Source organism: Streptosporangium sp. NPDC003464 (assembly GCF_053588315.1).
Genome location: NZ_JBSFPS010000086.1, coordinates 1 through 13,348 on the forward strand (window position 1 = coordinate 1; position 13,348 = coordinate 13,348).

15 protein-coding genes are annotated in these 13,348 nt (G+C 71.9%); 7 read left to right on the forward strand and 8 right to left on the reverse strand.

Annotation, left to right across the window (positions count from 1 at the left end; translation table 11 throughout):
- The 6 genes from ACWDS7_RS20270 to ACWDS7_RS20295 form a co-directional block, all read right to left on the reverse strand.
- On the reverse strand, positions 1-658 hold a 658-nt coding region (locus ACWDS7_RS20270), incomplete at its 3' end, for a CPBP family intramembrane glutamic endopeptidase (protein ID WP_451930514.1).
- A 187-nt stretch (positions 659-845) separates the two neighbouring features.
- Entirely contained in the window at positions 846-1,109 is a 264-nt protein-coding gene (locus ACWDS7_RS20275) for a WhiB family transcriptional regulator (RefSeq protein WP_306859384.1), read from the reverse strand.
- Between the two features lie 101 nt (positions 1,110-1,210).
- The gene (locus tag ACWDS7_RS20280) at positions 1,211-1,861 is read right to left on the reverse strand and encodes a neutral zinc metallopeptidase (RefSeq protein ID WP_451930515.1); all 651 of its coding nucleotides are present in this window, start codon (positions 1,859-1,861) and stop codon (positions 1,211-1,213) included.
- A 74-nt stretch (positions 1,862-1,935) separates the two neighbouring features.
- Entirely contained in the window at positions 1,936-3,384 is a 1,449-nt protein-coding gene (locus tag ACWDS7_RS20285; protein WP_451930516.1) for a glutamate--cysteine ligase, read from the reverse strand.
- A 79-nt stretch (positions 3,385-3,463) separates the two neighbouring features.
- A complete protein-coding gene (locus ACWDS7_RS20290; RefSeq protein WP_306859391.1) occupies positions 3,464-4,102 on the reverse strand; it encodes a response regulator in 639 nt (212 codons plus the stop codon).
- A gap of 70 nt (positions 4,103-4,172) precedes the next feature.
- The gene (locus ACWDS7_RS20295) at positions 4,173-5,387 is read right to left on the reverse strand and encodes an ATP-binding protein (protein WP_451930517.1); all 1,215 of its coding nucleotides are present in this window, start codon (positions 5,385-5,387) and stop codon (positions 4,173-4,175) included.
- A gap of 141 nt (positions 5,388-5,528) precedes the next feature.
- Here ACWDS7_RS20295 and ACWDS7_RS20300 point away from each other — a divergent pair, with 141 nt between their 5' ends.
- The 3 genes from ACWDS7_RS20300 to ACWDS7_RS20310 all read left to right on the forward strand — a co-directional run bounded on the left by ACWDS7_RS20300 (position 5,529) and on the right by ACWDS7_RS20310 (position 8,132).
- Positions 5,529-7,217 (forward strand): PspC domain-containing protein, encoded by a 1,689-nt coding sequence (locus ACWDS7_RS20300; protein ID WP_451930518.1) that lies wholly within the window; start codon positions 5,529-5,531, stop codon positions 7,215-7,217.
- Positions 7,207-7,413, forward strand: coding sequence for a hypothetical protein (locus ACWDS7_RS20305; RefSeq protein WP_306859398.1), 207 nt, complete (start codon positions 7,207-7,209; stop codon positions 7,411-7,413). The genes ACWDS7_RS20300 and ACWDS7_RS20305 overlap by 11 nt, the downstream gene beginning before the upstream one ends.
- A gap of 332 nt (positions 7,414-7,745) precedes the next feature.
- Complete coding sequence (locus ACWDS7_RS20310; protein ID WP_451930519.1) at positions 7,746-8,132, forward strand: hypothetical protein; 387 nt, start codon at positions 7,746-7,748, stop codon at positions 8,130-8,132.
- 260 nt (positions 8,133-8,392) lie between these two features.
- Here ACWDS7_RS20310 and ACWDS7_RS20315 read toward each other — a convergent pair whose 3' ends face one another.
- Together ACWDS7_RS20315 and ACWDS7_RS20320 are read right to left on the reverse strand one after the other, a co-directional pair.
- Entirely contained in the window at positions 8,393-9,151 is a 759-nt protein-coding gene (locus ACWDS7_RS20315; protein WP_451930520.1) for a dienelactone hydrolase family protein, read from the reverse strand.
- 234 nt (positions 9,152-9,385) lie between these two features.
- The gene (locus ACWDS7_RS20320; RefSeq protein ID WP_451930521.1) at positions 9,386-10,345 is read right to left on the reverse strand and encodes a phosphotransferase; all 960 of its coding nucleotides are present in this window, start codon (positions 10,343-10,345) and stop codon (positions 9,386-9,388) included.
- Between the two features lie 225 nt (positions 10,346-10,570).
- On the opposite strand from ACWDS7_RS20320, the gene ACWDS7_RS20325 reads away from it, so the two are divergent.
- From ACWDS7_RS20325 to ACWDS7_RS20340, 4 genes are all read left to right on the forward strand, one after another.
- Positions 10,571-11,146, forward strand: coding sequence for a CGNR zinc finger domain-containing protein (locus ACWDS7_RS20325; protein WP_306859406.1), 576 nt, complete (start codon positions 10,571-10,573; stop codon positions 11,144-11,146).
- Between the two features lie 359 nt (positions 11,147-11,505).
- Positions 11,506-11,949: a VOC family protein gene (locus ACWDS7_RS20330; protein WP_306859408.1), complete on the forward strand. Its 444-nt coding sequence runs from the start codon at positions 11,506-11,508 to the stop codon at positions 11,947-11,949.
- Between the two features lie 18 nt (positions 11,950-11,967).
- Positions 11,968-12,861 (forward strand): pyridoxamine 5'-phosphate oxidase family protein, encoded by an 894-nt coding sequence (locus ACWDS7_RS20335; protein ID WP_451930522.1) that lies wholly within the window; start codon positions 11,968-11,970, stop codon positions 12,859-12,861.
- Positions 12,862-12,922: 61 nt separating this feature from the next.
- Positions 12,923-13,348, forward strand: a complete 426-nt coding sequence (locus ACWDS7_RS20340; RefSeq protein ID WP_451930523.1) for a nuclear transport factor 2 family protein — start codon at positions 12,923-12,925, stop codon at positions 13,346-13,348.

Below are 13,348 nucleotides of genomic sequence, written 5' to 3' on the forward strand. Positions count from 1 at the left end.
AGCAGGTGGAGCAGTAGCCGTGGCCGTGGATTTGGCAGTTGCCGCAGTTGGTGCAGGGGGTGAGGGCCCCGCCGGCGCCGTCCGCCCGCCGCCCGCCGCCGGGCGCCTCCCCTGACGCCAGGCCGCTCAGCGCGGGATTGGCGGTCACCATGTCGATCGCGGGGAGCACGTGCCAGAGGCCGAACAGGACCGACGAGACGGCGACGGCCGTACGGGGGCCGTGGGAGCGGGCCAGGAGGGCGTGGAGCACGCCCCGGAAGCCGACCTCCTCCAGCAGGACCGTGCCGACCGGCACCTGGAGCAGGGCCTCCTCCAGCACGCGGGCCCGCGAGAGCGACAGCGCCCGCTCGTCGCGGAAGAAGCGACGGGTGGCCGGGACGGTGATCCCCACGCCGTAGACCCCGGCGACGGCCAGGGCGAGGGCGCCGCCGATCCGCAGGCCGCGCGAGCGCCGGTGGAACCCCAGCTCGGACCAGGACAGCCCGGAGCGGCGGGCCAGCGTGAGCAGCGCGCAGGTGGCGGCGGCCGAGGTGAGCGGGGCGAGGCGCGGCGCGACGCGGTTGTTGAGCACGTTGGCCGCCACCAGGACGGTCACCGCCCCCGCGAGCGCGGCCCCCTGCCCCACGGCCGCCTGACCACGCCTCGGGTCCGCCGTCACCGCCGCACCCACCCGGACACAGCGCTCCGCCTCACAGCCACCGCCACGCGCCGGACTCCGCCTCCCGTCCCGCCGTCACGGCCGTACCCGCCCGCGCGTGGCTCCGTGCTCCGCCGCCGGCGCTCCTCCTGGGGTCCGCGCACCTTGATCCTCCTCAGCCTCGGGTCCGAGGCTATGCGAGGCGGGCTCACCCCGCGGCGGACTGCCGCCATCCGGACGGGAACCTCAGACTGCGCCGCTCCTGGACGGTGAGGCCGCCCCAGATCCCCTCGGGCTCCCCCGCCCGTACGGCATAGGCCCGGCAGTCGGTCAGAACCGGGCACTCCGCGCAGACCGCCTTCGCCCGCGCCTCCTGCTCGACCGACTGCGCCAGCGGGAAGAACAGCTCGGGGTCACTCGCGCGGCAGGCCCCCCGGATGGCCCAGCCGATCTCGCGGACCGTCTTCCGCATGCCATCACCCCCTGATGGATCGACGGCCCTCAGACTAGGCGGATCCCAGTGGCGCGACATCAGCCTCCCGGCGGATTCGCGGGTCACCGTCGGGATGTATCTCAGCAGGCCGCGGCGCCCTCGTTGTAGCCCTTGGCGAAGACCGCCTGGCGCTGCTCCGCCGTACCGTGGGCGTCGGGGCGCAGCCAGTCGTCGGTGGGGTCCCCCGCCGCCGCGAGGTTGAGCAGCAGCTCGTCCTCGTCGCCCGGCTCCGCCTGCAACGACCCGCTCCTGACGAGCGTGCCCAGGGTGCCGCCCGCGTAGCAGTCGGCCTGCAGCTCCCGCTCCACGTTGAGCCTGAAGTCGCTGTTGAGCTGTGTCTGTACGGCGTGCCCGAGCTCGTGCGGGATGATCACGTAGACCGAGCCGTCCCCCATCTTGTCGTAGAGCTCGCGCATCCAGCTCTCGTCGTAGGCGATGAAGTGCCCGACCGGGCAGTAGAAAGCGTTGTTCGGCGCCGAGGGCTGCCCGCCGCAGTCGGGGCCGTTGTCCCCCCGGTAGGGGATGAAGGCGGTGACCGGCCGGTAGGTCAGCCCGTCGGTGGAGAAGGTCTGCCGCCAGTATGCCTCGCCGAACTCCTTGGCCAGCCGGAGGTCGGACTCGAACGTCTGGCCCAGCGGGGCGGGCGTGGCGGCGTCGGTGCCCGGCCGGTCACCCCCGCAGGCCGCGGCCGTGGCCATCAGGAGCACGAGAAGACAGCGGAAGGCTTTCATACGCCTCATGTTCACCCAGCCGGCCCTCCTCGTGCGACAGGGCGCCCACGGCGCGGGCGACGGCCCCCACCGGGTCAGGGGGACGGCCAGGTGTGCACGGGCTCGTTGGTGTGCATGTGCTCGATGTAGCGCAGGGTCATCCGGCGCAGCGCCTCGTGCCTGTCGAGATCTCCCAGCGCGTTCACCGTGTCGATCTGCCAGTTCGCCCCCGTCCTGCCGGTCACGCACCGTCGCTCGATGATGCCGAGCAGCCGGTCCCTGGGGCCGGGGTCGACCCCCCACAGGTCGAGGCCCTCGTAGGCGAGCGGCAGCAGGCGGCGCAGGATCAGCTCGGCGGCGGCCACCTCACCCAGGCCCGGCCAGTAGAGGCGCGCCTCCAGCCCGTGCCGGGCGGCGGCGTGCAGGTTGTCCGCGGCGGCGGCGAAGGACATGCGCGTCCACACCGGCCGTTCGGCGTGGGGGAGCACGCGCATGAGGCCGTAGTAGAACACGGCGTTGGCGGCGGCGTCCGCGACCGACGGTCCGGCGGGCAGCACCCGGTTCTCCACCCGCAGGTGCGGGGTGTCGTCGACGACGGCGTAGACCGGCCGGTTCCATCGGTAGACGGTGCCGTTGTGCAGGGTCAGCTCGCCGAGCTCGGGGGTGACGCCACGGGCCAGTTCCTCGCGCGGGTCGGCGTCCTCGCACATGGGCAGGAGCGCGGGGAAGTAGCGCGCGTTCTCCTCGAACAGGTCGAAGACCGAGGTGATCCACCGCTCGCCGAACCAGACCCGCGGCCGCACGCCCTGGGCCTTCAGCTCCACCGGACGGGTGTCGGTGGCCTGCTCGAACAGCGGGATCCTGGTCTCCTGCCAGAGCCGCCGGCCGAACAGGAACGGCGAGTTGGCCGCCACCGCCACCTGGGGGCCGGCGATGACCTGGGCCGCGTTCCAGTGGGCGGCGAACGCCTGCGGGCTGACCTGGAGGTGGAGCTGGAGGCTCGTGCAGGCCGCCTCGGGGGTGATGCTGTCGGCGTAGGTCTCCAGGGCCTCCTCGCCGTGGATCGCCAGGTGCAGGTCCTCGCCCCTGGCCTGGAAGATCTGCTCGTTGAGCAGCTTGTAGCGCGGGTTGGCCGACAGGGTGCCCTCGTGCACGTCCTGCTCCTGGAGCGTGGGCAGGATGCCGACCGTCATCAGGTGCCCGCCGACCGTGCGCGCGCGTTCCTCCGCGTGGTTGAGCCGGTCCCGCACCACCTTCTCCAGCCGCACGGGACCGTCCCCCTCAAGGGACTCCGGCATGACGTTGATCTCCACGTTGAACTGGCCGAGCTCGGTCGCCCAGTCCGGTTCGGCGATCGCCGCCAGCACCTCGGCGTTCTTCATCGCGGGCTCGCCGCGGTCGTCCACCAGGTTGAGTTCGATCTCCAGCCCGGCTCTCGGCCGGTCGAACTCGAACCTGGACTCGCGCAGCAGCTGCGCGAAGACGTCAAGACATCGGCGGACCTTGTCCCGGTATCGCCGTCGGTCCTCCCGGCTGAACACCATCGCAGGCACATCGCGACCCATACTTCGCAGAGTCGCACATAAGTTACAGATAGTACAGGTCAGACCAAGTTAGTACGGGTCAGACCAAGCGTCGCGCGGTCGCCCACCGGGAGAGCTCGTGGCGGTTGGAGAGCTGGAGCTTGCGCAGGACGGACGAGACGTGGGTCTCCACGGTCTTGACCGAGATGAACAGCTCCTTGGCGATCTCCTTGTAGGCGTAGCCGCGGGCGATCAGGCGCAGGACCTCGCGCTCGCGCTGGGTCAGCGAGTCGAGCTCGGGGTCGATCGGCGGAGCCTCGCTGGAGGCGAAGGCGTCCAGCACGAAGCCCGCCAGCCTCGGGGAGAACACCGCGTCGCCCTCGGCCACCCGGCGGATCGCGTCGGTGAGCTCGCGACCGCTGATGGTCTTGGTGACGTAGCCCCGGGCACCGCCGCGGATCACGCCGATGACGTCCTCGGCCGCGTCGGAGACCGACAGCGCGAGGAAGCGGACCGTGGAGCCGGAGCCCAGGACGCGGCGCAGGACCTCCTGACCGCCGCCGCCGGGCATGTGCACATCGAGCAGGACCACGTCGGGCTGGAGCTCGGCGATCGTCCTGACCGCGGACTCGACGTCCTCGGCCTCCCCGATCACCTCGATGGAGTCGCCCAGTTCGGCGCGGACACCCGAGCGGAACAGCCGGTGGTCGTCGACGATCAAGACCTTGACGGTGCTCATGAGTTCTCCCTCACCGGCCGCGTCCCCGCACCGCAGCTCTCTCCGGCCCGATTCTTCCTGGCTCGCTCGCTCACGTCTTCTCCAGCTTCATGGTCAACATCACTTCCGTGCCCTCGCCGGGTGCGGTCCGCACGCGGGCGCTGCCGCCGTGGCGCTCCATCCTGCCGATGATCGACTGGCGGATGCCCATCCGGTCCACGGGCACCTGCTCCATGTCGAACCCGACACCACGGTCCCGGACGAAGATGACGACCTCCTCCGGCTCCGCCTCGGCGTAGACGGAGATGACCGATGATTCAGAGTATTTCGCGGCGTTGACCATAGCTTGTCTGGCGGCCTGCATCATCGCCGACAATTCCGGGGTCAGCGGGTGGTCTCCGACGCAGACGACCTCGATCGGCACCCCGTGCGTGTCCTCCTCCTCGGCCGCGGCCCGACGCACCGCCGCGGCCACCGACGCGTCGGCGTCCTGTTTCGGCTGGTAGAGCCAGTTGCGCAGCTCACGCTCCTGGGAGCGGGCCAGCCGCGTCACCTCGCGCGAGTCATGGGCGTTGCGCTGGATCAGCGTGAGCGTGTGCAGCACGGAGTCGTGCACGTGCGCGGCCATCTCGGCACGCTCCTCCTGGCGGATGCGCTCACGGCGCTCCCGCTGCAGCTCCTTCCACAGGGCGGCCAGCCAGGGGGCCGCGATGAGCGCGACGCCGCCCACGACCACCAGCGTGAAGACGATGCCGGAACGCGCCTTGCTCAGCTCGTTGTTGGCCACCAGGAAGCCGATCGCACCGATGACGACGAGCCCCAGGCCGGCGAAGGTGCGCACCCGGTTCCGGCGCACCTGCCCGACCGTCGTGCTCATCCAGCGCCGTCGCCGGTCGGGGTCGGCCTGCTGCCACAGGATGAGCGAGCCGATCCCGCCGACCGCGATGGGCCAGGCGCCGATCCCGCCCTTCGAGGTGCCGGTGAGCCAGCCCAGGGCCATCAGCGCCAGCCCCACCGCGCCGTAGGCGGCGAGCTGGCTCCAGTCCCGGTCGGGCTCCCTGCCCTCGTACGGCTCACGCGGGGTGAACATCCACAGCGCCGCGTAGGCCACGGTGCCGATCCCGTCCAACACGGTGAGCAGCACGAACGCCAGCCGCAGCACGACCGGGTCGAGCCCGAGCTGGGCGGCGGCGCCCTGGGCCACGCCGGCGACCAGGCGCCCCTCCACCGGCCTCATCAGCCGGGGGGAGGCGGGCTCCTCGGAGGTCGCGGGCGCCGCGTCATGAATTGTCTGTCGCTCAGCCATATCGTCAGCATCGTCACACGTCGGGGCCCCTCACCGCATCCGGCGTTCCCCTGACACGACCCTGAGGAGGGGCCGCGCGCTCCGGGAGGACTCAGGGGTCTCCCGGATGCGGTCCCACCGGAGAGGGGCCACGATGGGAACATGACCGACCCCGGGAGCGCACAGGACCCGGCGAGCACCTTGTCCGACTCGCCCTCCGCATCCACCCTCGGCGAGGAGCGCGTGCTCCACCGCAGCAACGAGGGCCGCATGCTCACCGGCGTATGCGCCGGCCTCGGCCGCTACGCCGGTGTCGACCCGGTGCTGTTCCGCGTCGGTTTCGCCGTGCTGATCCTCGGTTCGGGGATCGGCGTCATGCTCTACATCGCGGCGTTCCTGCTGATGCGGGAGACCAACGGCGGTCCGGGATACATGGAGCAGTGGACCCGGCGCACCTTCGACAGCGAGACCGTGCTGGCCCTGCTGACCGGCGTGTTCGCGCTGGGTCTGATCATCAACGTGTCCTCGGACGGCGTCAGCACCGGCACGGTCGTGGTCGGCACGCTGTTCGCCATCGCCATGCTCGCCGCCCACGCGCGCGGCGTCGACCTGCTCGCCGTGGCCCGCTCCCTGCCCGACCGGCTGCGCGGCCGACGCGTTCCCCGGCCGCCCGCGGCCTTCGGCCCCGCGCAGCCGCCCATCGCGGAGCCCTACCCCACCGGGCGCCCGTGGGCCGGAGCGGCACCCACCGCCCCCCACGCGGCCCAGCCCCCGTCCCCGGGCCCGGCCCCGGAGACCGCCCGGCCGACCGCGGGCACCTCGGCGGCCGGGGACGTCACGTTCTCCACGAGCGTCCCGTTCTCCACGGGGACGCCGTCCTCCGAGAGCGTCCCGTCCTCCGGGAGCGCCCTGCCTTCCACGGGCGCGCCGGCCTCCGGGAGCACCCCGCCCGCGGAGGGCACCTCGCCCTCCGGGAGCACGCCGTCCTCCGTGGACGTGCCACGGCACCCGAGCACGCCGCGGGCCGGGAACGCGCCGCCCCCGCCGCCGAACACGCCGCCGGCCGCGAGCGCGCCCCCGCCCTACCGCACCGCCGTGCCGTCGTTCGACTCCTCCGGCGAGCCGTTCTCGCCGTACGGTCCCTACCAGCCCCTGGACCCGCGCAGGCGGCAGCAGCCCTACGCCCCCTATGACCTCTCCGGGTACGGCGGGCCGGTCCGGACCGCGCCCCGGCCGAAGCGGCCCCGGTCGTTCGTCGGAAGCGTCACCCTATGCCTGGCCATGGTCGTTGGAGGGATCATCATGGCGATCCAAGCCACTTCGGGGACGGTCAACATGACGATCGCCGGCGGCGCGGCGCTGGTCACCATCGGCGCCGGTCTCCTGGTCGCCGCGTGGTTCGGCCGGGGCGCGGCCCTGGTCGCGGCGGGCACGCTCATCTCGATCGCCCTGGTCGCGGGGGCCACGCTGACCGACATGCCGAAGAAGTTCGGCAGCTACCACTGGGAGCCGGTCCTGATGTCCGATGTGGCCAAGGAATACACGGTGGGCGTCGGCGAGGGCGCGCTCGACCTCAGCGAGCTGACCTTCCCACCGGGCTCGCGGACGGTCCTTGAGGCGTCCGTCTCGGTGGGCGAGATCAGCGTGATCCTGCCGCCGACGGCCCGGATCGAGGTCAACGGCTACACCAAGCTCGGCGACGTCAAGATCGACCACGAGCTGGAGGGCGGGGCCGACATCCAGCTCAGCAAGGTCCTGGAGCCGGAGGTGACCCCGGAGGGCGACGTCGCGACCATCGTCCTGACCGTCAGGGCGGGCATCGGAGACGTGGAGGTGCGCCGTGCGGCCTGAGATCGAGCGGACCGAGCGCGGCGGGCGGCACCGCACGGACTGGATGGCCCTGCTCAGCGGCGTGCTGTTCATCGCGGTCGGGACCGTGTTCATCAGCCGGCCCGCCATCGAGCCGATGATCATGCTCCCGGTCGTGCTGGGCGGCCTGGGCTTCGCGGGCCTGGCCGCCATCCTCGCCCGGGCGTTCCGGCGCTAGCCGTACCGACCTGAGAGGTCAGGTGGGTGGCCGGCCGAGTGCTTCACGACTCGCCGCCACTCGTTCGCGATCTCCCGAGTCCCGTTCGAGGGTCGGATCGTGCCGCTTCGGACGCTCCTCATCCACACGGAAGATCTACACCGGACCGCCACCAAGATCACGAAAAACGCCTGGCCCGACGTTCTGTCACTCTGGGGAGAGCACGTCGAGAAGCGCGCGGCAAGATCGGGATGACGTGGCGCCCTCTGGAGGAGATCGGCCATGTCGATGGACCCGGTGACCACCTTCGACCATCGCGCCGGCGTGGAATCGTTCCGCGAGAAGGAGGACGCGTGACAGCGACACCGGTATTGGTGCTCGGCCTCGATCCCGCCAAGATCCAGGGCTGGGACCCCGGGCCCGTCCAGGCGGCGATAGCACGCGGTCAGGCCCGCTTCGAAGATTACGGCGTCGAGGCCGACTGGTGCCTGGTGGCGCTTGAGGAGAACCCCGAAGGGGCGATCGAGGAGGCGCTGACCCGCAAAGACTACGTCTGCGTGGTGATCGGGGGCGGCATCCGCACGCACGAGCCGTTGCTCGAACTCTTCGAGAAGGTGGTCAACCTGGTCCGCCGGCACGCGCCCGACGCGGCCATCGCCTTCAACAGCAGCCCCGAGAACTGCGCCGACGCAGCCCTGCGGTGGCTGCCCCGGCGCATGTCACGTGACCCCATCACGTGATCGCGGGACACGCCCCGGCGCTCCGGTGCTCCGGTGCTCCGTTCGGCGGAGCAGGAAGGCGGAGCGGCGCCGGCCTTTCACCGTCCGAACCGCCCGGCACTCACCGTCCGAACCGCCCGGCACCGGCACCGCCCTCACCACCGACGGTGGCGCCGCCCTGGCGTACGCCTCCATCCCACTCACGCGCCGCGGAGCCGGCCGGGTAGCGGCCGGCTCCGCCTTGCTCATACGCCCTTACTCACGCGCCGCGGAGCCGGCCGTCACCTGGCTGCCGCGGAGGCGTCACCGACGAGGTGACGGATGAAGAAGCGCTGGGAGCTGCTCAGCTCGAACGCGGGCACGGCCGTGTGGCCGCCGGGATTGGCATGCAGCGTCTTCTCCCGCGTGGCGAAGGCGTCGAACAGCGCGAGAGCCGAATCGCGCGGCACCAGCTCGTCGTCCCACTGCAGCAGGAACTCGACCGGGACGGTGACCCGGGACGCCGCCTCGGCCAGGGTCTCATGGCCGGCGAGGCCGAAGACGGCGGCGGTGATCCGCGGTTCGGCGGCGGCGAGCGGGACGCCGATCGCGCTGCCCATCGAAACGCCCCAGAACCCCACCGGCCCGTCCGCGCCGACGCAGTCGAGTCCCTGCAGCGCGTCCAGCGTGGCCCGCCATTCGGGAACCGCTCGTACCGCCCGTGCGGCGTTGTCGCGTGCGATGTGCCAGCCGACGGGCCTGCCCGCCGCCATCTGCTCCCTGAGGACCGCCACAGATCGCATGTCCTGCTCCGACCGGGGCCGGTCGCCGTGCCCGGGCGCGTCGATGGCCGCCACCGCGAAGCCGCATTCCTTCACATAGTGGTGGGCACGGGCCACCAGACCAGGGGCCTTCTTGTGCTGGCCACCGCCGTGGGCCAGCAGGACCAGGGGACGGCGGCCGGTGGCGCCGTCAGGTGACCAGAGGACGCCGGGGACGTCGCCGAGAGTGAACAGCCGCTCCGAGATGCCGTCGGAGATCGTCTGAGAGGTGAAACGCACAGGTTCTGCCTTTCGAAATGCCTGCGGGCATTCCCTCGGCCACCTGTGTCAGCTTGACCGCACGGCGGACTGAGGGAGCACCCTGCCTGATACAGCGGGAATGGGTCTCACCTCCCAAGTCCGGTCGCCTCCACGGCGACGGGTCGATAACGTGCAGCGCGACGGTATCAGACTCCCGCCACGTCCGGGACGTCCGGCCCCGGCGACCGCGGGTCATGATCCGCGATCGCCGCCTCAGCTCATCGCGTCAGGTGGTTTCCGCGCCCAACGGCGCCGGAGCCAGTCGATCGTCGCTCCTCGTGAGTATTCACGCCGGACGCGCAGATTCGGAGCGTGCGCCGGCCCCGGAAGGGACGCCGTGTGGGTCCAGTAACCGGCCAGCGCGACGAGGAACGCGTCGACCCGCTCCGCCTCGGCGGCCCGGCCGACCGGGTGACCGACGAAGATCTCCTCGGGGTCGGCGCCGCCCAGATCGGACTGCAGCAGCAGGCAGACCAGATCGCCCCAGGCCGGGCCGGTGCAGGCACGCCCCCAGTCGACCAGGCGCGCCGTGCCGCACGGGCTGATGAGGATGTTGTCGAAACGGGGGTCGAAGTGCATGAGCGTCTCGCCGACCGCGAGCTCGGTCCACACCGCTTCCACCGAGGCGAGCCGGGACAGGTGGTCACGTTCCCACTTGCCGATACTGTCGGCGGTGACCCCGGCCCAGGCGCCGTCACGCTCCAGCGCCCGCCAGGTCTCGCACCGCCCGGACATCTGCTCGGCCAGCGTTGCCAGGCCGCCGACCGGCGAGGGCGTCAGCTCCCGAGCGCACACGGCCAGCGCCTCCAGCGCGGCGGACAGCTCGCCGGGCCGCCACGGCTCATGGGGCAGCGCGCCGGGGGCGACGTCGAAGCAGAGCAGCAGCCATCCGGCCAGCTCACACGCGAACCGCAACCTCGGCGTGGGTACCGTCTGAGGCAACGCGGCGGCGACGACCGTCTCGGTCCGGTAGTCACACGCGTTGGCCGCGTCGTCGCCTACGGCCTTGATGAACACCCGCTCGCCGGTGGACAGCGTGGCGACGCCGGAGACGCCGAAGGAGAAGCCGCCCTGACGATCCTCGAAGCCCTGTACGGCGGAGCCCAGCCGGCGCTCGACCTCATGTCTCATGACGTCCGGCAGCTCGGCCCAGTCACGCCGTCGGGTTCTCATGCGTCCCAGCCAACCAGGAGCCGGCGGCCGGCGGCGAACCGTTTACCGGCGGGCGCGGAGTCACCCGGCGCACCGGAAGGGGCGTGGCCGGCCCCGGCCGCGGCCGCGCGCCGATCGGCTCGCGGCATCCGAGCTCGTCGCGTCAGCGGTTCTCCGGCGTGGTCCACGGAACAGGCCCATGCCGACCTCACGGCTTCAAGGCCCCTCAAGCGTTAGGCTTGAAGGATGTTGGCCCTGGAGTTCGTCAGCACGGTCCGCGCGACGCGGAGCGGTCCTCTGGACACGCTCTCGGACGTCGCGGACATGACCGGCTGGGGCCGGGCGCACGCCGCCGAGCTGGGGCTCGCCACCGACTTCACCGCCACGGAGGACCTGTGGCGTGAGGTGATCGAGCTGCGGCAGGCCGTCCGGGCCCTGTTCGCCAGGGCCGTCGCGCCAGGCCCGGTGAGCAGCGCCGACGCCGACCGGCTGCCGGGGGCCGCCGCCTCGCTCGACCTGGTCAACGCCGCGGCGCTCGCCGTGCCGCGGGCCCCGAGGCTGGAGTGGCCGGACGGGGGCGAGCCGGTGGCCACGGACGTCCCCGCGGGCCGGGCCGGCGAGTCGGCGCGCATCCGCGCGGCTCTCGCGGCGTCGGCGATAGAGCTGCTGGCCGGGCCGGAGCGCGGGCAGTTGCACGCCTGCCCGGCCCCGCGCTGCGTGCTCTATTTCGTCAAGGAGCATCCGCGCCAGGAGTGGTGCTCGGTCGGGTGCGGCAACCGGGCCCGCGCCGCCCGCCACTACCACCAGCACAAGGGTCGGTGACCCGCGGGCCCACCCGCCTGACCGGCCCCTCCGCCGCGCCCCTCCCCCCTCACCGCGCCCTCCTCCCCCCGCCGCGCCCCTCCCCCCTCACCGCGCCCTTCTCCCCCCGCCGCACTCCCTCCTCGCCGCCCCATCCCTTTCCGCCTCCCTTTCGGCTTCCCCCTCCCCCTTCCGCCCTTCCGCCGCGTGGACGCCCCGCGCGGCGGCTCCGGAGCGCGCGGGCGGACGGCGGGAGCACCGCGACTCCGGGCAGAAGTGAGCTACATCACATATTTCTAACGGAGTTTTCTAGCAAATTCCGTTAGATTACTTTCAGGTACCTAACGGACGCATCCGTTAGAAATGTGAGGGGAGATGGGATGACCTTCAAGACCGGCCATGTCGGGCTCAACGTCACCGACCTCGACAGGTCCAAGGACTTCTACCTGAAGGTCTTCGGCTTCGAGGTCTTCCGCGAGTCGGACGAGGCGGACCGCCGCTACGCCCTCCTCGGCCTTGACGGAGACCTCCTGCTGACCCTCTGGCAGCAGAGCGAGGGCCGCTCCGCCACCGATCTGCCGGGGCTGCACCACCTGTCCTTCCAGGTACCGGACATCGAGGCGGTCCACCGGGCCGAGACCGTGATCCGGGAGCTCGGGGCCACGCTCCACCACGACGGCGTGGTGCCGCACGGCGAGGGGGCGTCCTCGGGCGGGGTGTTCTTCGAGGACCCGGACGGGATCCGGCTGGAGATCTTCGCGCCCAGCGGCGCCGACACGCGGCCCGCCCCGACCGCCGGCGCTCCCACCTGCGGCTTCTTCTAAGACCATGGGACCAAGAGCATGAGACACGCGGGAGAGCTGGCGGTCCAGCGGCGGGCCGGGGTGCGCCCCGGGGCGTGGGGCTCGGCCTCGGCCAGGCCGGAGATCCCGGCGGTGGCCGCCGAATTCCTACGGCGGCAGCGGATGCTGCTGATCGGGGCCGCGGACCGGGAAGGGCTGCTGTGGGCGAGCCCGCTGACAGGGGCAGCGGGGTTCGCCGAGGCGGTGGACGAGCGGACGGTCGTGATCGAGGCGGTGCCCGGCGACCACGACCCGCTGGCGGGGCTGACCGCCGGGGAGATCGGGATGCTCGCCGTCGAGCCGCAGACCAGACGCAGGATGCGGATCAACGGCACCGTCCGGCGTGACGGCGGGCGGCTGATCGTCCACACCGAGCAGACATATGCGAACTGCCCCAAATACATCCAGACGCGGGACATCTCGGATGGGCCCGCCGGACCTCCCGCGACCGTCTCGACCACGGAGGCGCTCACCGGCGGGCACCGGGCCTGGATCGAGAGCGCCGACACGTTCTTCGTCGCCACCCGGGCGGCGGGACTCGGCGCCGACCTGTCCCACCGGGGCGGCAACCCGGGGTTCGTCCGGGTGGTCGACGAGCGGCGGCTGGTCTGGCCCGACTACGTCGGCAACTCGATGTACATGACGCTCGGCAACCTGGAGCTGGACGACAGCTGCGGCCTGCTCTTCCTCGGCTGGGACAGCGGCGAGGCGCTGCACCTGACCGGCCGGGCACGTGTCGACTGGGACCCGCGAGACGTCCCGGGGGCGCAGCGACTGGTCGAGTTCGAGGTGGACCGGGCCGTCCACGTCCGGGGGGCGAGCCCGCTCCGCTGGAGATTGGACGGATACTCCCGTTTCAACCCGCCGCTGTCGCCGGACCGGGCGACGAGTTGATCGACGCGGTCGAGGAGGCCGCGCGGGCCTGCCCCGTGCAGGCGACATCCCTGGAGGAAGCATGAATTTCACCGAGGAGACGGCCAGGGCCAAGGTGCAGGCCGCCGAGGACGCGTGGAACACGCGGGATCCCGAGCGGGTCTCGCTCGCCTACACACCTGACTCGGTCTGGCGCAACCGGGAGGAGTCCGTCACCGGACGCGAGGAGATCAGGGAGTTCCTCACCCGCAAGTGGGCCCGGGAGCAGGACTACGCGCTCCGCAAGGAGCTGTGGACGTTCGGCGGCAACCGCATCGCCGTACGGTTCCAGTACGAGTGGCACGACGCGGACGGTCAGTGGTGGCGCAGTTACGGCAACGAGCTGTGGGAATTCGCCGACGACGGGCTGATGCGGCGCCGCGAGGCGAGCATCAACGACGTCCGGATCGACGAGGCGGACCGCCGCATCCTCGGCGGCCGCACACCGAAGGAACTTCCGTTGACGTGA

What these genes read in the sequence shown, in the direction of transcription:
- ACWDS7_RS20290 (WP_306859391.1), bottom strand. Translation starts at nt 4,102, where the DNA reads ATGAGCACCGTCAAGGTCTTGATCGTCGACGACCACCGGCTGTTCCGC.
- ACWDS7_RS20335 (WP_451930522.1), top strand. Translation starts at nt 11,968, where the DNA reads ATGAGACACGCGGGAGAGCTGGCGGTCCAGCGGCGGGCCGGGGTGCGC.
- ACWDS7_RS20320 (WP_451930521.1), bottom strand. Translation starts at nt 10,345, where the DNA reads ATGAGAACCCGACGGCGTGACTGGGCCGAGCTGCCGGACGTCATGAGA.
- ACWDS7_RS20340 (WP_451930523.1), top strand. Translation starts at nt 12,923, where the DNA reads ATGAATTTCACCGAGGAGACGGCCAGGGCCAAGGTGCAGGCCGCCGAG.
- ACWDS7_RS20285 (WP_451930516.1), bottom strand. Translation starts at nt 3,384, where the DNA reads ATGGTGTTCAGCCGGGAGGACCGACGGCGATACCGGGACAAGGTCCGC.
- ACWDS7_RS20330 (WP_306859408.1), top strand. Translation starts at nt 11,506, where the DNA reads ATGACCTTCAAGACCGGCCATGTCGGGCTCAACGTCACCGACCTCGAC.
- ACWDS7_RS20325 (WP_306859406.1), top strand. Translation starts at nt 10,571, where the DNA reads ATGTTGGCCCTGGAGTTCGTCAGCACGGTCCGCGCGACGCGGAGCGGT.
- ACWDS7_RS20275 (WP_306859384.1), bottom strand. Translation starts at nt 1,109, where the DNA reads ATGCGGAAGACGGTCCGCGAGATCGGCTGGGCCATCCGGGGGGCCTGC.
- ACWDS7_RS20295 (WP_451930517.1), bottom strand. Translation starts at nt 5,387, where the DNA reads ATGGCTGAGCGACAGACAATTCATGACGCGGCGCCCGCGACCTCCGAG.
- ACWDS7_RS20300 (WP_451930518.1), top strand. Translation starts at nt 5,529, where the DNA reads ATGACCGACCCCGGGAGCGCACAGGACCCGGCGAGCACCTTGTCCGAC.
- ACWDS7_RS20280 (WP_451930515.1), bottom strand. Translation starts at nt 1,861, where the DNA reads ATGAAAGCCTTCCGCTGTCTTCTCGTGCTCCTGATGGCCACGGCCGCG.